The organism is Syntrophorhabdaceae bacterium, assembly GCA_035541755.1.
GTDB lineage: Bacteria > Desulfobacterota > Syntrophorhabdia > Syntrophorhabdales > Syntrophorhabdaceae > PNOF01.
Window position 1 is genome coordinate 1 of record DATKMQ010000021.1, and the last position, 17,399, is coordinate 17,399.

The window sequence follows — 17,399 nt, forward strand, 5'->3', positions numbered from 1 at the left end:
GGCGCCCAGCTCGAGCCCTCTCGTCTCCCGGTCCTCACGATCAAGGGCCGTAATGAATACTACGGGTATCTCCTTGAGGGACGCGCTCTGTTTTAGATTTTGCAGGACTTCATAACCGCTCATTACCGGCATGATGATATCGAGAACAATGAGATCAGGGGACTGATGAGCCGCAATTTCCAGGGCCTCTTTTCCACTTGTGACGGCCAGTATCTCGTAATCGGTCCCGAGAGCACGGTTCAAAATCTCGATGTTCGTGGGTTCGTCATCCACGATAAGGACGGTCTGCTTTCTCGTGTTCATCTATCAACTCCTCCTACGAGAGCCGTATATGGAGCATCTGAGCTATTGCGGCAAGGCGCTCAGCGGCATCCCTAAAATCCATCCGATTCAGATCCTCTTCGAGCTTGTCCATTATTGGTCTAAACAATGCCCCTTTCAACTGCTGCCTGAGCATCGCCAGTCCTTTTCGGGCGCTAAGGCTGTTTCTAGAAAGAAGACCGTCCATCTCTCTCAAGACGGGCGCAATATTTTCAGACCTCACACGGACACTCTCCTCTGCCTCTTGTCGGACCTGACCCATAGAAAGATCTTTCAAGCCTTCTATTACCGTGCTCAGCTCTCGCTCCAGTTCTTCAAGGGAGTCGGGGATGCGCGCATCGGCGCCAGCTTTAATGGCGCTCTCAAGATCACGGGCAGCCGCACATACGCGGTCAGCGGAAAGATTTCCTGAGACGCCCTTCAAGCTATGGACAAGACGTTGTGCAAGCTCTATGTCTCCATCTGCCAGGGTTTTGCGGATCTCTTGCGCTGTTCCCGAATAATTCTTTGCGAACGTGTCAAGGAGCTTGAGCAATAATTCCCTGTCCTGCGATACCCTCCTTAAGGCGGTCTCCATGTTGATGCCCGGCAGGTTCTCGGGAAGGCCCATGATCGGCGCGGAGACTGCGGCTGCTCTGCTGCGGTTTGCTTTTGGAGCAAGCTGTGCCGCGAGCCCCTTCCTCGGTTTCACCCAGTGGATCAAAATGTCGGCAAGCTCGTTGGGTTCTATGGGCTTTGGCACGTAGTCGTTCATACCCGCGTCAAAGCATTTCTGTCGATCGGAATCCATCACATGGGCAGTCATAGCAATAATGGGAACAGCCCGGCTGGACAGAACTTCACGGATATTTCTCGTTACCTCGAAGCCATCCACGTGGGGCATCTGGATGTCCATCAGGATGGCATGAAGGGCTGGCGCCTTGGTATCGGCGACTCGCTGTATGGCTTGAAACCCGTCAACGGCGGTCTCCACCACCAGGCCGAATCCTTCCAGCATTTCTTTTGCCACCTGTCGATTAATCTCGTTGTCCTCCACGAGGAGCACCCGTGCCCCCTTAATCTGTTTGATTTTTTCCCGTCCGGTATTGTTGCCCACCGCCAGCCTACCTCTATCATTGACATCCCGGTTGAAAGCAGCCGTAATCGTGTCAACCAGGACGGATTCCTCAATGGGTCTTGTCAGGAGGCCGTCTAACCCTAATTGCTCGGTCAATCTCGCTGCCTCTTCCCCGCCTTCTGTCGTGATGAAAAAAACCTTGGGGATTTTACGGAGATCCGTCCGCGTTCTCATGCGGCTCATTGCGTCCATGCCGTCCACATCCTGTACATTCAAGTCCATGAGCACAAGGTCGAAACCGTTGCTTTTCTTTTGAAGTTCTTTGAGCGCTGCCGCGGCCGACGTTACTGAAGTAATGCTGCAGGACATCCCGGTGAGCATGGCTGAAAGTACCGTCACATCTTCCTCATGATCATCAACAACAAGCACTTTCAAGCCTCGAAGGCTATCGGGTAGCGCGAGTGCCTGTTTGGTCCATTTCTCTTCTCTACCGAGCCACACAGCGAAGCTAAAAGTGCTGCCCTTGCCCATGGCGCTCACAACGTGGATTGTGCCGCCCATCTGTTCCACCAGCTCTTTACTGATGGCGAGACCCAAGCCCGTGCCGCCGTATCTGCGGCTTGTTGACTCGTCCGCCTGGACGAATGGTGTAAAGAGTTTTGCCTTTTGCTCCGGGCTTATGCCGATGCCCGTGTCGCGGACTGAAAACTCAAGGAGAACTCCTCTTGCCTGTTTCTCCCCTATTTTTTTAATCTCCACGGCAATTTCGCCCGTGTGGGTAAATTTCACGGCATTGCCGATGAGATTGACCAGCACCTGGCCCAACCGGAGCGGATCGCCTTTGAGCACCGGGGGTACATCGGGGAGGGCGCGAAAGGAGAATGCAAGTCCCTTTTCCTTTGCTTTCAGTGAGGTAACGGCGGCAACGTTACGTATAAACCTGTCCAGAGGGAAGACTGTTGATGCGATCACGAGTCTGCCCGCTTCCATCTTCGAAAGGTCGAGAATATCATTGATGATGGCGAGGAGGGTTTGAGCCGATGTTTGAATTTTGGTCAAGTAATCGTGCTGTTTGGTTGAACGGTTGTTTTGCAGGGCCAGGCGGCTTAGTCCTATGATAGCGTTCATGGGCGTGCGAATCTCATGACTCACGTTGGCCAGGAAGTTGCTTTTTGCCAGTGTGGCCGCCTCGGCCGCCTCCTTGGCCTGTTTTAAGGCCTCTTCGGTTTGTTTCCGTTCCGTGATATCACGGGCCGCTGCATAGATGAGATTGCCGGCAGGGGCCGAACGCCATTCTATCCAGCGCCAGCCCCCGTCTTTGCGTCTGCAGCGGTTCACGAAATTTAGCACGGTCCGCTGGGCGGTGAGATCGCTGAGCGCTTCAAGCGTGGCAGACACGTCGTGGGGGTGCACGAAATCGATGATTTTGCGTCCCTCCAGGTCCTTGTTCTGGTATCCTAATACGGCTTCCCAGGCACGGTTCAACCGCCGGAAGTTGCCTTCAATATCGGCGATACACAACAGGTCCAGGGTGATGTTGAAGAAACGGTCCAGTTCCTCCGTCTTTTGCTTAAGCGCATCTTCAGCGATTTTTCGTTCCGTAATATCGTGGAAGTTGGTCACCATGGCTCGCACACCTGGGTTAGCGAGAAGATTGCGGGATGTTGCCTCAACCCATCGCCAGCTCCCGTCTTTGTGGCGCAACCGGTTAATGAATTTTATCATTTCTCCCGGGTGTTTGAGCATCCAATCCCTGTTCCTGTCGAGCATCGGCCATTCATCGGGATGACACACGTCCACCCATTTCATGGCGGCATACTCTTCCGAAGAATATCCGAGCACGGCTTCAACCGTGGGAGATATGTACAGGCGTTTGTGGTTTGCGTCGGTGAGAGAGATAACCTCTTCCGACTTCTCGATCAAAGTCCGAAACCTCTCCTCGCTTGCCTTAAGCGCCTCTTCCGCATTCTTTCGTTCCGTAATATCGTGAAAATTGATAACCTGGGCGTGCACGTTGGGGTCGTCAATGAGATTGCGTAACGTGGTCTCGCACCAGCGCCAGCTCCCGTCTTTGTGCCTTCTTCTCGCTATCAATATAATCGCTTCTCCGGGATTGTTGACTGCCCTTACGTGTGCGGCTTCTACAGCGGCCCTGTCGTCAGGGTGGGTACCGTACTCGGATGGCTGGGCGAGGAACTCTTCCGGCGTGTATCCGAGGATATTTGTGATAGTCGGCGATACGTAGAACCTTTGTCGGTCGCTACTCACAAGCTGTATCACATCCGACGATTTTTCGACCAGGGTCCGAAACCTCTCCTCGCTTGCCTTAAGCGCCTCTTCAGCGTTCTTGCGTTCCGTAATGTCGTGAAAATTCACGACATAGACATCCAGATCGTGGTCGGTGAACATAGTGCGTGCCCTGTTCTCCGTCCATCGCCAGCTCCCGTCTTTGTGTTTTCTCCGAAATATGGACGCAATCGTCTCCCCGGAGCGTTCCCTGACCCAAGACTGGGAAGCTTGTACGAGGTGCACGTCGTCAGGGTGGACACGTTCCTCCAGCGTCTGCGCAAGAAACTCTTCCGGTGTGTATCCGAGGATCCTCGTGACGGTCGGCGATACATAGCTTCTTTTTTGCTCGGTGTCGACAAGCTGTACCACCTCCGATGATTCTTCGATCAAAGTCCGAAACCTCTCCTCGCTTGCCTTAAGCGCCTCTTCAGCGTTCTTGCGTTCCGTAATATCGTGAAAATTCACGATATGGACATCGAGGTTGTGGTCAGTGAACATAGTGCGGACCCGGTTCTCCGTCCAGCGCCAGCTCCCGTCTTTGTGTTTTCTCCTGTATATCGAGGTAATCATCTCGCCGGGATGACTATATGTTCGCATGTGAGCAGCATCTACATCGGTCCTGTCGTCAGGATGGAAAGCCTGGTCGCGCGTCTGGGCGAGGAACTCTTCCTGTGAGTATCCAAGGATCCGAGTGACACTGGGCGATACGTAGGTCCTTCTTCCGTTGGCATCGATGAGCTGTATCACCTCCGATGATTCCTCGACCAGGGTCCGAAACCTCTCCTCGCTTGCCTTAAGCGCCTCTTCAGCCTTTTTTCGCTCCGTAATGTCTTTAAAGAAATTGATGGTCACCCTGGCTCCGTGAAGCGACGCCAGGACCCCCGAGACTTCGACATCTACGATTGAGCCGTCCCTCTTTATACCCCTGAAGGTGTACTCCGGAGGTGTTTGCCTGCCGGCCAGGGTATCGCTGTTTCTATCGACTACCAACTTCCGGTCATCGGGATAAACGGTCATAAAAGGAGATTTGCCCAAAACCTCCTCTTCCCTATCATAACCGAAGAGGCTCACGAATCTTCTGTTAACATAGATAATCCTGTAATCTTTAACGACTGCGACTCCATTACTGGAATGCTCGATGACCGTTCTGTATCGTTCTTCGGATTCAAGAAGGTTTTTTTCCGCTTCCCTCTGTTCGGTAACGTCGGTCACTATCGAGACCTGACCGAGCGAAGCATCGGCCGGGTCTATGGGGGCCACGCTCAAGTGGATGTCACGAATCTTCCCGTCTCTACGGACCCATCTGGTGTCCGCTTCCATGCTATTGCCTCGCAAGACTTTTTCAAAGACGAGCCCTCTCACGCGGTTGAACTCTTCATCGTCAGCGTAAAAAATCCTCGGATTCCTGTCCTTTATATCTTCCAGCGTGTATCCGGTGATGAGCGTCATTCTGTGGTTCATCCAGCGGATCAATCTGTCGGCGGTGACGATATGGATACCTACAGTAGAAGCGGAGAATACGGACTGCAGAATGGATTCACTTCTTTTTAACGCCTCGCGAGTTTCGGCCAATTCGGAGGCATACTGTCTCACCCGTTCCGTGAGCTCTTCATTGAGTTTTCGGATTTCCTCTTGTGTCCGCTCGCGTTCTGCAGGATGTATCACTGAATGCGAGCTATTTGGTCCCTTTTTGGCCCCGCTTGGTGTCTTCATCTGTCTTGAGGCAACTCCGTCTCAAAGATAGTCTCAATCGTATGGCCTCATCGATGGCATGCACAAATGCAACTCTTCAATCAGATTATCGTCTTTTCGGGAGAATAAATAAGCGTGATCGCCGGGAACGAACGAGCCTGACATGGCTCTCTGATGGAACGAGCGGGGAAAAAACCTGGAAACTCTACTCTTACCGCTCCATACGACGGGGGCACGGCTTTTGTCTCCTGCGCGCAAGATGCTTATCATAGCACCCCCTTTATAAGTTACTTATAGCCCGTAAAATTATATCTGTCAACCAGATCAAAGCCAGGTGAGAAAGCGCCAGGAACCCGCTTATTACGTTAGATAAGGAATCAGAGAAGAGGGTGATGGGTCGCGCGACAAGCTATTAACGCTTAACATGGGCGACAAGCTATGAGAGGTTAGTGAACAGAAGTCTCATGCCACAAGCCTGAAAATTTGGGCGGGGCCGGTGTGGCATGAGACGGTCTTTCCCCTTACGGGGCTTTAATGATCTTGGTCTCGTTAAACGCCCTGGTGTAAGAGTTGATATTCTTCTGGGCAATCTTGCCAAAACGGTTGTTCACCGGTTCAACCATGTCCTCCAGAGCCACAACCCCGGTGGCCTTCACGAGCGCGCCAAGCATGGTAGTGTTGGTTATGTTGACTCCCATCTCCTCCTTGGCAATCTTTGAGGCATCCACGTAGGCCACGTTTAAGCCCGGGAACATCTTTTTCAAATCTTCCTCAAATTTATTTGTATTGATGATCACGAAGCCACCTTGCTTGAGTCCCAAGGCGGGATTGGCCGAAGCGACGAGCGTAGGGTCCAGGATGACCACGTTATCCGGTTTGTAAATCTTTGACCGAAGCCTGATAGGTTTGTCAGAAACCCTCAAAAACGCCTGCACCGGGGCACCTCTTCGTTCAGGTCCGAAGCTGGGAAAAGCCTGGGCGTATTCCCCTTTCTTTATCGCCGCCTGGGCAACGATTTCTGCTGCGGTGACAGCGCCCTGACCGCCCCTTCCATGAAATCTCACTTCTATCATCTTGACCGCCTCCTCTTATCTCGCAGTGTATTTGATCCGCCATTCGGTGCCATTCGGTGTATCAAGAAGCGCGATACCTTTTTCTGATAACATGGCGCGGATTTCGTCAGCCTTCTGGTAATTCTTGCTTTGCCTCGCTTCCATTCGTTGTCGCATCGCATTCTCAACAAAGGATGGGTCGAGCCCAAGACGTTTCATATGACGTACCTTCTCCTCTGATTCCATGGCGCTCACGTCATTTTTCATGAGCCCCAGGATATCAGAGAGGGTCATAAAAATGTGGCTGGTGTATGCGATAAGAGGGATAAGGCTCTCGTCTTGATCGTCGACCATTTTGTTGATATTCTTGGATATCTCCAAAACGTAGGAGAGCGCCAGTGCAGTGTTGAAATCGTCATCCATGGCTTCAAAGAACTTTTTCTCGATCTCATCGCCCTCAGGATACCGTGCGGGATTCACGTTCTTCCCTTTCTGCGCTGCTAATGCGCGCTCGAGGGTGTAGTAGAGCCTGTGGAGCACGTTGTTGGCGTCCTCCACGGATCGGGTGCTGTAATCAACAGGGCTTCTGTAATGGGTGGTGAGGAAGAAGAGTCGCAGTACCTCGGCATGGTATTGATTGAAAAAATCCTTGATGAGAAGGGTGTTGCCTATGGATTTGGACATCTTTTCCCGGTCGATATTCACGAAACCGTTGTGAACCCAATAGTTGACAAATTTCGCGCCTGTTGCCGCTTCCGTCTGGGCACGTTCGTTTTCGTGATGAGGAAAGACCAGGTCTTTGCCTCCCCCGTGGATGTCAAAGGGGTTTCCCAGATATTTTGTGCTCATAACGGAGCACTCTATGTGCCAGCCGGGCCGGCCGCTACCGAAAGGGGCATCCCAGGAGGGTTCGCCCTGCCTTGAAGCCTTCCAGAGCGCGAAATCGAGGGGGTTTTTCTTCTTTTCATCTATTTCGACGCGCGCCCCCGCCATCATCTCTTCAAGAGATCTCTTGGAGAGCTCCCCGTAGCCAGGATAACTTTCAACAGAAAAATAGACGTCCCCTCCCATCGTGTATGCGTGGCCCGTCTTAAGGAGCGTGGCCACGAGCCCGATCATGTCATCAATGTGCTCGGTGGCCCTGGGCTCATAAGTGGGCCGCAGTATATTGAGGGCATCCATATCCTCGTAGTATGACGCAATATACTTCTGCCCCACTTCCTGCCAGGATAATTTCTCCTCTTGCGATTTCCTGATGATCTTATCGTCGATATCGGTAAAATTCTTCACAAAATCCACGTCATTGCCCCTGGCGCGAAGGTACCGATAGATCGTGTCGAAGACAATACCGGAACGTGCATGTCCGATGTGAGAATGGTCGTACACTGTGACGCCGCAGGCATACATCTTCACCTTCCCCTCTTGAAGGGGCGTGAACACCTCTTTTCTGGCGGACATCGTGTTGTAAACCCTTAGAGTCATGGCGTTGACCGTATTATTTACCACAGCGGAGCTTACCTTGTCAAAGCAAACTGTTACAGGTGTTCAACGCAATTTTGACTTTTTAGGGACGTCCGGTTTAAACTCTTAAGTGATTCATCGATTTCCATTCGCGCGTCCTATCGTAATCCTGAGCAGTTTTGCATACGGAACGTAGTTTCAAAAGAGACGAGGACACCATCGCCTCGGTCGGTTCATCGATCGGGGCGCACATGAGGAGCCAATATGACGGGATTGCAGGCAACATTTGATTTGGCGACAGCAGACAGATATTATCGGGAATATGGTTCAAGGGCAAAAGAGCTAAAGGCCGCGGGCAACAAGATTATCGGCTATCTTTCCGCACTTGCCCCCGTGGAGATCATGACGGCGGCCAAAGCGGTGCCGGTGAGACTCAAGGGTGACGTGTCCCAACCCATCACAAAAGCGGACGCCTACATGGAAACGATCGTCTGTCCCTTCGTACGCAACGTCTTCGATTCGGCGCTCAAGGGGAATTTCAACTTCCTTGATGGCATGGTCTTGCCGCACCAGTGCGATAGCATCGACAGGACAAGCGACGTGTGGAACTACAGTCTCAAACTGCCATACTGGCATTTCCTCAACATGCCCCACGTCACCGACGGCCCATCGGTGGAATTCACCAAGGAGATTCTCCGCATTTTCATTGCCAGTCTGGAGAAGTTCCTCGGCACAAAGATCACTGACCAAGCCTTAGCTCAGGCCGTGAAAGACCACAATGAGAACAGGCGCCTTATGAGAGGGCTTTACAACCTGAGGAGAGGCGATACCCCCCTCATTACCGGCGTTGAAATGATGAAGGTCCTCGTGGCGTGCATGAGCCTCCCTGTTACCGAATCGAGCGCCCTCATAGAAGGTGTCACCCGTCAGGTGAAGGAACGAGAGATTTCCCCACGCGGCAAGGTTCCCCGGATCATGATCGTGGGAGACCAGCTCGACGACATAGCCGTGATCGACACCATAGAAAAGGCAGGCGCGGCGCTCGTCATGGATGATATCTCGATCGGCAGCAAGGTCTACTGGCCCGATGTGGACGATACCGCCGACCCCGTTTCCGGTCTCGCCGAACGTTACCTCAAGAAGCTCAAGATCCCTACGACCTTCGTGAGCGAAGGAGCAAACTATCGGGAGAATCTTGAGGCGCGGTTCGGTCATTTGAAGCAGTATATCGATGACTTCAATATTAACGGCGTCATTCTTTTCACCTACAAGTATTGCGACCCCTATGGTTTTGACATTCCTGCGGTGAAAAGCTTTGTGGAATCGTCCGGCGTTCCTGTGCTCTACCTTGAAGATGAGTACTCCACCTCTACTTTGCCGAGGATTAAGACCAGGATAGAGGCATTTATGGAGATGATCGTATAAATACTATACGGTGAGGATAATCATATGGCTGAAGACAAAAAACCAAGAACACTGGCAACTGAATCTGCGGGGAAGATAGCGAAGTTTGTGCGGGGTAACATGGCTTCCACCCTCAAAGCCAGGGAAGAGGGGAAGAAGGTGGCCTATACGTACATCAACGACGGCCAGGACGAGATCATACGGGCGATGGACATCGTTCCGGCGTATGGCGAGAGTTTTGCCGGGGTGTGTGCTGCCAAGCGTGACGCGGAAAAATACCTGCAGAAAGCAGAGGCGGAGAATTTTTCCCGGTCGCTCTGCACCTACGCGACATGCACCATAGGGTTTGATGTCTGGCGCGAAGAGCTCGGCGGCCAGATCCCTCCAGAGACGCCCTGGGGCGGCATGGCGAGACCGGATATGATTATCGGCAGCGCCCAGCAGCTCTGCGATCCCCGCTTCAAGTGGCCCCAGGCAACCCAGCACTACCTGCAGGACGTGCCGGTGTTCGTGGGAAGTATGTACTATCCGCCCTGGGACCCCAATATGGATCACAAGGACCAGGAGAAACTCTATGTAAAATATGCCGCCGATGAGCTTCGGGAGCTCGTCCTTTTCTGTGAGAAGCATACCGGAAAAAAGATGGACTGGGACAGGCTCGCGACTATCGTCGATCTCACGGATCGGACATGGGACCTTTTCATTGAAACCTACGAGCTGCGCAGGGCCATCCCGACCCCTATGGATACAGGCGATGCCATGAACACCATGGTGCCGGTTACCTTCAATCTCGGCACCCAGGAGGCATACGATTACTACGTGATGCTGCAAGAAGAGTTGAAACGGAAGATAGAACAGAAGAAGGGTGTGGCCGAGAATGAAAAATACCGTGTGGTCTGGGGTGCGGGACTTCCATCCTGGTTTGCCTTAAGCGATTTTCAGTACTTCAATGACAAAGGGGTCGTGTTCCCGGTTGAGGTCACGTATCGGAATGCAGAGAAGCTTGATCGTCTCGATCTCCCGAAAACGAACGACCCCCTTGAGCACATCGCCTGGCGATGGGTAAGGTTCTGGACCCACTGGTACGAAAAGGCCAGGAGGCGCCCGGGTTCGTTGCCAAAAGTTGAGCGCATTATCGAATACCTTGAGGATTACAACTGTGACGGAGTCGTCTTCCATTCGGCTTTTTCCTGCCGGAGCTGGCATGCAGGTATCGTCCAGCAGGCCCAGGTTTTGAAGAAGGTATATGGAGACATACCCACGCTTATCATGGAAGGCGACATCGTTGATATCAGCTCTTATAATGAAATAGACACCCACAACAGGATTGACGCCTTCGTCGAGACGCTGGAGGCCCACAAGAAAAGAACGAATTAGCGTAATCGGGAAGATCAAGAACCGAGAGGACAAATAAGGTTTATCCAATGCCTGACCTCATATCATCCCGGAAGGCTTTAAGTGCGCACAGAAATGAATCAGTATTTTGCCGGTGTGGATATTGGCTCCACCATGACCAAGGTGGTCATAGTCAATGAGGGGCTCAGGGCTTCAGTTGTGGGCCCCACCGGGCCGGAGCACCGGAAATTAGCAGATAAAGTCATGGAAGAGGCGCTTGAACACGCGCATCTTGCCTTTGACGACCTCACCTATATCATTGCCACCGGATACGGCAGGATCAACGTTCCTTTCGCAGACAAACAAATCACAGAGATCACCTGTCACGCAAAGGGGTTGCACAGCCTTCTTCCTACAGCCCGGACGATCATTGATATCGGGGGACAGGACAGCAAGGGCATACGGATAAAGAACGGAAAGGTGATCGATTTTGTGATGAACGACAAATGCGCCGCCGGAACCGGCCGTTTTCTCGAGATTATCGCCGATGCCCTTAATGTGCCGCTCGATGCCCTGGGCGCGCTCTCTGTCTCAGCGGAAAAAGTGACCCCCATCGCCAATACGTGCACGGTTTTTGCCGAACAGGAGGTCGTCTCCCAGCTCGCAAACGGAGAGCCTCTTGCCAGCCTTACCGCCGGTATCCACGACGCGGTTGCGGCAAGGATATGCGCTATGGTGAATAAACTGAAGATCGAACAGGACGTGGCAGTAACCGGCGGAGGCGCCAAAAATATTGGACTCGTAAAAGCGCTCGAGAAAAGATTCGGATTTGCTCTGCTTGTCCCTCACGAACCACTGCTCACCGGCGCCCTGGGAGCGGCGCTTATGGCAAAAGAGCTTTTTCAGAACGCTTGGGCAAAAGGGGAGAAACTTAAAAGGAGCGGGGAAGGGCTCAAGGAGGCAAGCTTATTCTTGTGAGCACGATAGTACAGACCGCGGCCGGTGAAGGGGATGAGGAGGATTGATCTATGGCGTATGCGTTAGGCATTGATGTGGGCTCCGGGTATTCCAAGGCCGTGATCTGCGAAGATAAGGCAATTCGATCTTACGCGATCGCGCCCTCCGGAGGGAATTATCAGGAAACGGCCCGAAACGTTGCTGAAGAGGTGCTGAAAAAGATTAACCTTACCTTAGAAGATATTTGTTTCACGCTCGCCACAGGATATGGGGCGGCCATGGTTCCATTCGCCAACAGTACGGCCACGGACATTTCCTGTCACGCCGCAGGAATCCATCTTGTCTTTCCCTCAGTGAGGACCCTCATCGATATAGGCGCTCAATTCAGCAAGGTGATCCGGCTCGATGATGCGGGGAGAACCTTGAGTTTCCTGCTCAATGAGAAGTGCGCCGGAGGCAGTGGAAAATTCCTTCAGGTCATCGCCCGTATACTCCATATGGGCATCGACGAGATCGGGCCGCGCTCGCTTGCGTCTTCCAATCCGGTGCAGTTCACAACGGGCTGCGCGGTCTTTGCCGAATCCGAAGCGGTATCCCGTATCGCAGAGGGCGCCTGTGCGGAAGATATCCTCGCAGGTATCCATAAGGCCATGGCGTCCAAGATCGTGAACCTCGTAACCCGCATTGGTCTTGTCGGGGCATGCGCGGTAACGGGCGGAGGCGCCAAGGACGTAGGGCTCGTTAAGACTATAGAATCGGAGTTGAACATAGAGGTCCTTACACCTCACGACCCGCAGATTACTGCCGCGCTTGGCGCCGCTCTTCTCGCGTTGAGAATGGTCAGTCTTAATGGCGGCGATAAAGAATCGGAAAAACGTATATGAAAAACACGATGAGAAGAAAAAGGTTTGCCTTTTCTCTTAACACACAACAAGTTCAAGGAGGATAGTTATGCAGACTGTTCAATGGCTTACGGCAAAGGAAGTATTGAAAGTCAATGCGGCTAAATGGCCGAACAAGATCGGTTCCAAAGACCTTTACAGAGAGTACACATTCAAGGAATGGAACGAACGCGCATGCAAACTGGCAAACGCGCTCGCTGCACTCGGCATGAAGAAGGGCGATAGGTTCGCGGCCCTGGCGTATAACTGCGCCGAATGGATGGACATGTATGCGGCCGCGGCAAAAGGAGGTTTTATCGTCGTGCCCATCATGTTCAGGCTTTCAGCGTCGGAGATGGAATATAACATCAATCACAGCGAATGCAAGGTCTTTATCGTGCAGGGCGGCCTTGACAAAAAAGACGGGAAAGAATTTCCCTGGATCAAGATGGTGGACGGCATGAAAAAGAACCTCCCCACTGTGGAGAAGTATATTTCCTTCGGCTTTGACGCCCCGAAATATGAGGGCTACATAGATTACGAGAGTACGCTTGCTAAAGCGAGCCCAAAAGAGCCGGCCACCATCGTGGACGCCGAGGACACGTGGATCATCATGTACACGAGTGGTACCACCGGCAAACCCAAAGGCGTGATGAAGAGCCACCGGTCACTCTTTTCCCAGTATTTCATCATGATCCACGACCACTTCTTCAGCCATGACGACGTGAACCTGCTCGTCATGCCCTGTTGTCACATCAACTCACTCAATTATTCATTCGTGAACACCTGGGTGGGCGCCACCGTCATGTGCTACAATATGGTGAGCTTCGACGCCGAAGATCTGCTCAAGACATTTTCCGATCACAAAGTCACGTTCACCTCTCTGGTGCCGACCCATTACATCATGCTGCTTTCCCTTGCCGATCAGGTGAAGAACAAATACGATCTTACCTCAATCAAGAAACTCCTTATTTCCTCTGCGCCCGCGAGAAGGGATACGAAGCTCGGCATCCTCAAGATGTTCCCCAATTCCAAGCTCGATGAGGCCTACGGATCGACCGAGGCGGGATGCGTCACGATTTTGAAGCCCGAGGAACAGCTCACAAAACTCGGCTCCTGCGGCCGCGAGGTCATAGGCTCCGATCTGCTCAGGCTCTATGACGAAGAAGGCAATCTGATCACCGAACCCAACAAGGTGGGCGAGGTCTATTCGAGAAGTCCCATGCTCTTCTCTGCCTATTGGAAAGACCCCGAAAAGACCGCCGGTGCTTTCAAGGAGGGCGGCTACTTCAGCGCAGGTGATATGGGTTACAAAGACGAAGAGGGGTACCTGTTTCTCGTAGACAGGAAGGCAAACATGATCATCTCGGGCGGCGAGAATATCTTTCCTTCCGAGGTGGAGAACTGCATAGGGGCAAACGAGAAGGTGAAAGATGTGGCCGTCATCGGCGTGCCCCACGAGAAGTGGGGTGAGTCGGTCATGGCGGTTATCGTGCTCCATGAAGGCAAGAGTGCCAAGCCTGAGGAAATATCCGCGTTCTGCAAGGGCAAGATTGCCGGCTTCAAGGTGCCCAAAAGCGTTGTGTTTATCAAGGACGAGGAGATGCCAAGAACAGGCAACGGCAAAATCCTCCACAGAGTCCTACGAGAGAAGTACGGTATGTGGAAAGACCATCAATAATCGGCGTGAGAGTTAACATGCAAAAAAGGGGCGGTTACGAGCCGCCCCTTCTTCCTTCATGATAGTTACTCGTCTCTAATACACGCCGTATTCTTTTGTGAACTCGAACATAGCCCGCACGTTTTGAGGCCTCGCATCATCGAGCGCTGCGCCCGCGTCCAGGATGAATCCTCCGTTTTCGCCCACGATATCGATAAGTCTTTTACAGTATGCTTTGACGTCGTCAGTCGTTCCTGTTACCAGGAGGGAAAGAGGGACATTGCCCCTTAAGCACACAGTCTCTTTCAGGATCTGTTTGGCCTTGAATATGTCTGTAGACTCAAAGGCGTAGATAGCCTTGCCGGCCGGGATATCCCTGATCGTTTCAAGACGCGACGTGCAGTTTCCCTCCCATAGGGGACAGGGGGTCAATCCTTCGTTGATCAGGTTAGTCATGAGCTCCTTCAAGGTCGGCCAAAAGAATTTATTGAACTGATCTTGAGACATGAAACCGTCAATGCCTTTATGGATAGGGATGAATATCCTCGGGTTGCCGGAAGTCCGGGCAGCTCCTACCGCCATTTCGAGCATAATGGGGAGCAGCTTTTCGCACGCAGCAATCACCTTGTCGGGTCGCCTGTACATATCAAGCATAAGCCCTTTGGTGCCACGGAAATAGTCACCGAGCGTATCGAAGGGGGCTTGAGCGAAACCTCCTGTCTGCATGGGAAATCCCGCCTCCCTCACCTTAACGGAAAAGTCTCGCGTGTAAGACGCTATTTCCGCTGACTTTTCTCCCGCCCTTTTCAGAGCCTCCAGGGTTTCCACTACGTCAGGCGCGCTGAAAATACCAAAACCAAAAGGTGTGCCGATGGAGTAGGTGATAATATCGCGCAGGGGTCCGAGCTTCGTTAGCCCGCGTAACGCGCCAAAGACCCTGGGCCAGTAACAGCGCAGCATAAAGTCGGTGGGGTCGAACAGAAAGCGGTCATATTCGTCTGCCCTCATGTATTCGCCCTCGACGAACTGGTAAGAGAAATCTGCGCCCACGCCGTGGCCTGACCAGAGGAGCTGTTTGAAGTCGAGGGCGTCAAGCAGAGGACCCAGGAATCTCAGACCGAATGGGTTTTGTTCCATATCCTGCTCGAATTCGAGCATGGTCCTCCACTGTGCCTTCCAGAGCTTCTCCGGGTCGTACATGACCTGTTCTACGGTCCATCCCGAGTACCGCGCAGGAAAAAAACCAAACATCACCATGATGGGGACCCGATCCGGCTTCTTAAGCGCGATTGCGTCAAGCACCCTCCTTTCTCGCTCTGCGTAAAGCTCCTCAGATGATTTGCTCATAGTTGTCCTCCCGTCCGTTGGCCACGAAGTGACGTGCTCACTATAGACCAGCTAAGACATGGCTTTTTAGTCTTATCCTATCCCCATACCACGATGCATTGATATTGTCAACGTATAAAATATCAATATATTGCATTTAAAACTCTTTTTGGCTACAATCGGCGCGCTGCGCTGCTGCTATTTAGCACAAAATGGCGGAGAATTCATTTGACATACGGTGCCTCGCTGTGATAAATATTCAATACGTTGAGTATTTGTTAGAGTCCACAATTCATGGTATTCGTTATGGATAATTTCACCTTCACATCGAGATACAGAGCATGGAAGACAACCTGCAAATGAAGTGAAATACTTTATCAAGGAGATTTGTTATGAATCTTGCGAAAAATTTAGAACTGTCCGCTTCCTTCTTTCCCAATCATATGGCCATCCGGGAGTCAGACCGCCAATTGACCTACGCCGAACTCAACGATCAGGCCGACCGGGTCGCAACGGGTCTCATAAAGATGGGGGTGAAGCCCGGGGAACTTATCGCTTTATGCGCTCCCAATTCGGCGGATTGGATTATCTTCTACTTTGGCGTTCTCAAAGCCGGCGCGGTGGCAGTTACGCTATTCAACACGATTACCGCAGGGGAGCTGACCAATCTGCTAAACCACGCCAAACCGAGGATTCTCTTTACCACACCCGACAGATTATCTGATCTTGCCCACTTGAAAGGCCCCGGTATGCTCGAAAAGATCATATGTCTCTCCGATTGTGATCTTACCCTTCAGGATCTCATGGACAAGGGCTCCGGATCATTCAAGGCGCTCGACAGAGAACGGGACGATACGGCAGCCATACTCTACACGGGCGGCACTACCGGCGTGCCCAAAGGGGTTATGCTGACACATGAGGGGATCAGCTTTTCGAGTCAGGCGATCGCCGTGTACGAGCGATCCACGGAAAACGACCTTGCGCTCTGCTTCATGCCCTTTAACCATGTCTTCGGCCAGATACACGTTATGAATTCAACGATCATGACCGCGGGGTGTTTGGAACTGTTGCCGGCATTAGATCTGGATCGGGTGCTCGCGCTCATGGAACAGGGCCGGGTTACCAAGTTCTTCTCCGTGCCCACGGTTTACGTGCGCCTTTTAGGCGTTCAGGATCTCAAAAAGAAAATGGGGAAGGTACGTTACTGTTTCTCGGCTGGGGCCTCCATGGCCATGGAAGTTGTGAAGCAATGGAAGGCGCTCACAGGGCTCACCATCGCGGAGTCATACGGAATGACTGAGGCCATGCCCATTACTTTCAATCATTACTATCCTGAAAAGCACGTGGTCGGCGCCGTGGGGCAGCCGGTGCACGGGATTGAGGTGCAGATACGGCACACATCGGGTCACATCCTGGAGCAGGGGCAGGAAGGAGAGATCTGCATTCGCGGATATAACGTGATGAAGGGTTATTTGCACAACCCCCAGGCAACGCATGAATCTTTCTGGTATCCAGAGGGCAACAGGAGAAGACAAAAAGATGCGTGGTTTAGATCAGGGGACATCGGTGTTTTTGACGAAAATGGGTACGTTTACATTGTAGACCGTCTCAAAGACCTCATTATCACAGGCGGCGAAAACGTCTTTCCCCGCGAAGTGGAGGAAGCCCTCTACACCTGGCCCGCGGTGCAGGAATGCGTGGCCATAGGCCTTCCCGACAAGGAATGGGGCGAACGGGTGGCTGCTTTCATCGTACCCAAACCCGGACAAACTATTGACACTAAGGAACTGAAGGGCTATCTCAAGGGACGCCTGGCACCCTTTAAGGTCCCTAAAGAGTACCAGATAGTGAACGAGCTGCCTAAAAGCCCGGCTGGAAAGATACTTAAGCGCGAGGTCAAGAGAGAGCATCTCGAAAAACAGAAATAGGGTTTTGCCGACAGCACAGGATTCGTCTTTATCGAG

The 17,399-nt window shown here is 52.4% G+C and carries 11 protein-coding genes; 6 read left to right on the forward strand and 5 right to left on the reverse strand.

Going from position 1 to position 17,399, the window contains the following annotated elements:
* The 4 genes from VMT62_01650 to cysS all read right to left on the reverse strand — a co-directional run.
* The coding region (locus tag VMT62_01650) for a response regulator (GenBank protein ID HVN95108.1) at positions 1–303 on the reverse strand (303 nt) is incomplete at its 3' end.
* Positions 304–316: 13 nt separating this feature from the next.
* Positions 317–5,380 carry a PAS domain S-box protein gene (locus VMT62_01655; protein HVN95109.1) on the reverse strand — a complete coding sequence of 1,688 codons (5,064 nt, stop codon included), beginning with the start codon at positions 5,378–5,380 and terminating at the stop codon, positions 317–319.
* Positions 5,381–5,880: 500 nt separating this feature from the next.
* A complete protein-coding gene (locus VMT62_01660; GenBank protein HVN95110.1) occupies positions 5,881–6,432 on the reverse strand; it encodes a 2-oxoacid:acceptor oxidoreductase family protein in 552 nt (183 codons plus the stop codon).
* A gap of 15 nt (positions 6,433–6,447) precedes the next feature.
* The gene (gene cysS / locus VMT62_01665) at positions 6,448–7,893 is read right to left on the reverse strand and encodes a cysteine--tRNA ligase (GenBank protein HVN95111.1); all 1,446 of its coding nucleotides are present in this window, start codon (positions 7,891–7,893) and stop codon (positions 6,448–6,450) included.
* Between the two features lie 243 nt (positions 7,894–8,136).
* Between cysS and VMT62_01670 the strand changes: the two genes are divergently transcribed.
* From VMT62_01670 to VMT62_01690, 5 genes are all read left to right on the forward strand, one after another.
* Entirely contained in the window at positions 8,137–9,297 is a 1,161-nt protein-coding gene (locus VMT62_01670) for a 2-hydroxyacyl-CoA dehydratase family protein (GenBank protein ID HVN95112.1), read from the forward strand.
* A 24-nt stretch (positions 9,298–9,321) separates the two neighbouring features.
* Positions 9,322–10,653 (forward strand): 2-hydroxyacyl-CoA dehydratase family protein, encoded by a 1,332-nt coding sequence (locus tag VMT62_01675; protein HVN95113.1) that lies wholly within the window; start codon positions 9,322–9,324, stop codon positions 10,651–10,653.
* 81 nt (positions 10,654–10,734) lie between these two features.
* On the forward strand, positions 10,735–11,589 hold the full coding sequence (locus VMT62_01680) for an acyl-CoA dehydratase activase (GenBank protein ID HVN95114.1): 855 nt from the start codon (positions 10,735–10,737) through the stop codon (positions 11,587–11,589).
* Between the two features lie 50 nt (positions 11,590–11,639).
* Positions 11,640–12,452, forward strand: coding sequence for an acyl-CoA dehydratase activase (locus tag VMT62_01685; protein HVN95115.1), 813 nt, complete (start codon positions 11,640–11,642; stop codon positions 12,450–12,452).
* A gap of 67 nt (positions 12,453–12,519) precedes the next feature.
* The gene (locus VMT62_01690; protein HVN95116.1) at positions 12,520–14,130 is read left to right on the forward strand and encodes an AMP-binding protein; all 1,611 of its coding nucleotides are present in this window, start codon (positions 12,520–12,522) and stop codon (positions 14,128–14,130) included.
* A gap of 75 nt (positions 14,131–14,205) precedes the next feature.
* Here the strand turns inward: VMT62_01690 and VMT62_01695 are convergent, their stop codons facing one another.
* The gene (locus VMT62_01695) at positions 14,206–15,456 is read right to left on the reverse strand and encodes a uroporphyrinogen decarboxylase family protein (GenBank protein HVN95117.1); all 1,251 of its coding nucleotides are present in this window, start codon (positions 15,454–15,456) and stop codon (positions 14,206–14,208) included.
* A gap of 371 nt (positions 15,457–15,827) precedes the next feature.
* Here VMT62_01695 and VMT62_01700 point away from each other — a divergent pair, with 371 nt between their 5' ends.
* A complete protein-coding gene (locus tag VMT62_01700; GenBank protein ID HVN95118.1) occupies positions 15,828–17,363 on the forward strand; it encodes an AMP-binding protein in 1,536 nt (511 codons plus the stop codon).
* Positions 17,364–17,399 lie beyond the last annotated feature (36 nt).

What these genes read in the sequence shown, in the direction of transcription:
- VMT62_01655 (HVN95109.1), bottom strand. Translation starts at nt 5,380, where the DNA reads ATGAAGACACCAAGCGGGGCCAAAAAGGGACCAAATAGCTCGCATTCA.
- VMT62_01660 (HVN95110.1), bottom strand. Translation starts at nt 6,432, where the DNA reads ATGATAGAAGTGAGATTTCATGGAAGGGGCGGTCAGGGCGCTGTCACC.
- cysS (HVN95111.1), bottom strand. Translation starts at nt 7,893, where the DNA reads ATGACTCTAAGGGTTTACAACACGATGTCCGCCAGAAAAGAGGTGTTC.
- VMT62_01670 (HVN95112.1), top strand. Translation starts at nt 8,137, where the DNA reads ATGACGGGATTGCAGGCAACATTTGATTTGGCGACAGCAGACAGATAT.
- VMT62_01675 (HVN95113.1), top strand. Translation starts at nt 9,322, where the DNA reads ATGGCTGAAGACAAAAAACCAAGAACACTGGCAACTGAATCTGCGGGG.
- VMT62_01685 (HVN95115.1), top strand. Translation starts at nt 11,640, where the DNA reads ATGGCGTATGCGTTAGGCATTGATGTGGGCTCCGGGTATTCCAAGGCC.
- VMT62_01690 (HVN95116.1), top strand. Translation starts at nt 12,520, where the DNA reads ATGCAGACTGTTCAATGGCTTACGGCAAAGGAAGTATTGAAAGTCAAT.
- VMT62_01695 (HVN95117.1), bottom strand. Translation starts at nt 15,456, where the DNA reads ATGAGCAAATCATCTGAGGAGCTTTACGCAGAGCGAGAAAGGAGGGTG.
- VMT62_01700 (HVN95118.1), top strand. Translation starts at nt 15,828, where the DNA reads ATGAATCTTGCGAAAAATTTAGAACTGTCCGCTTCCTTCTTTCCCAAT.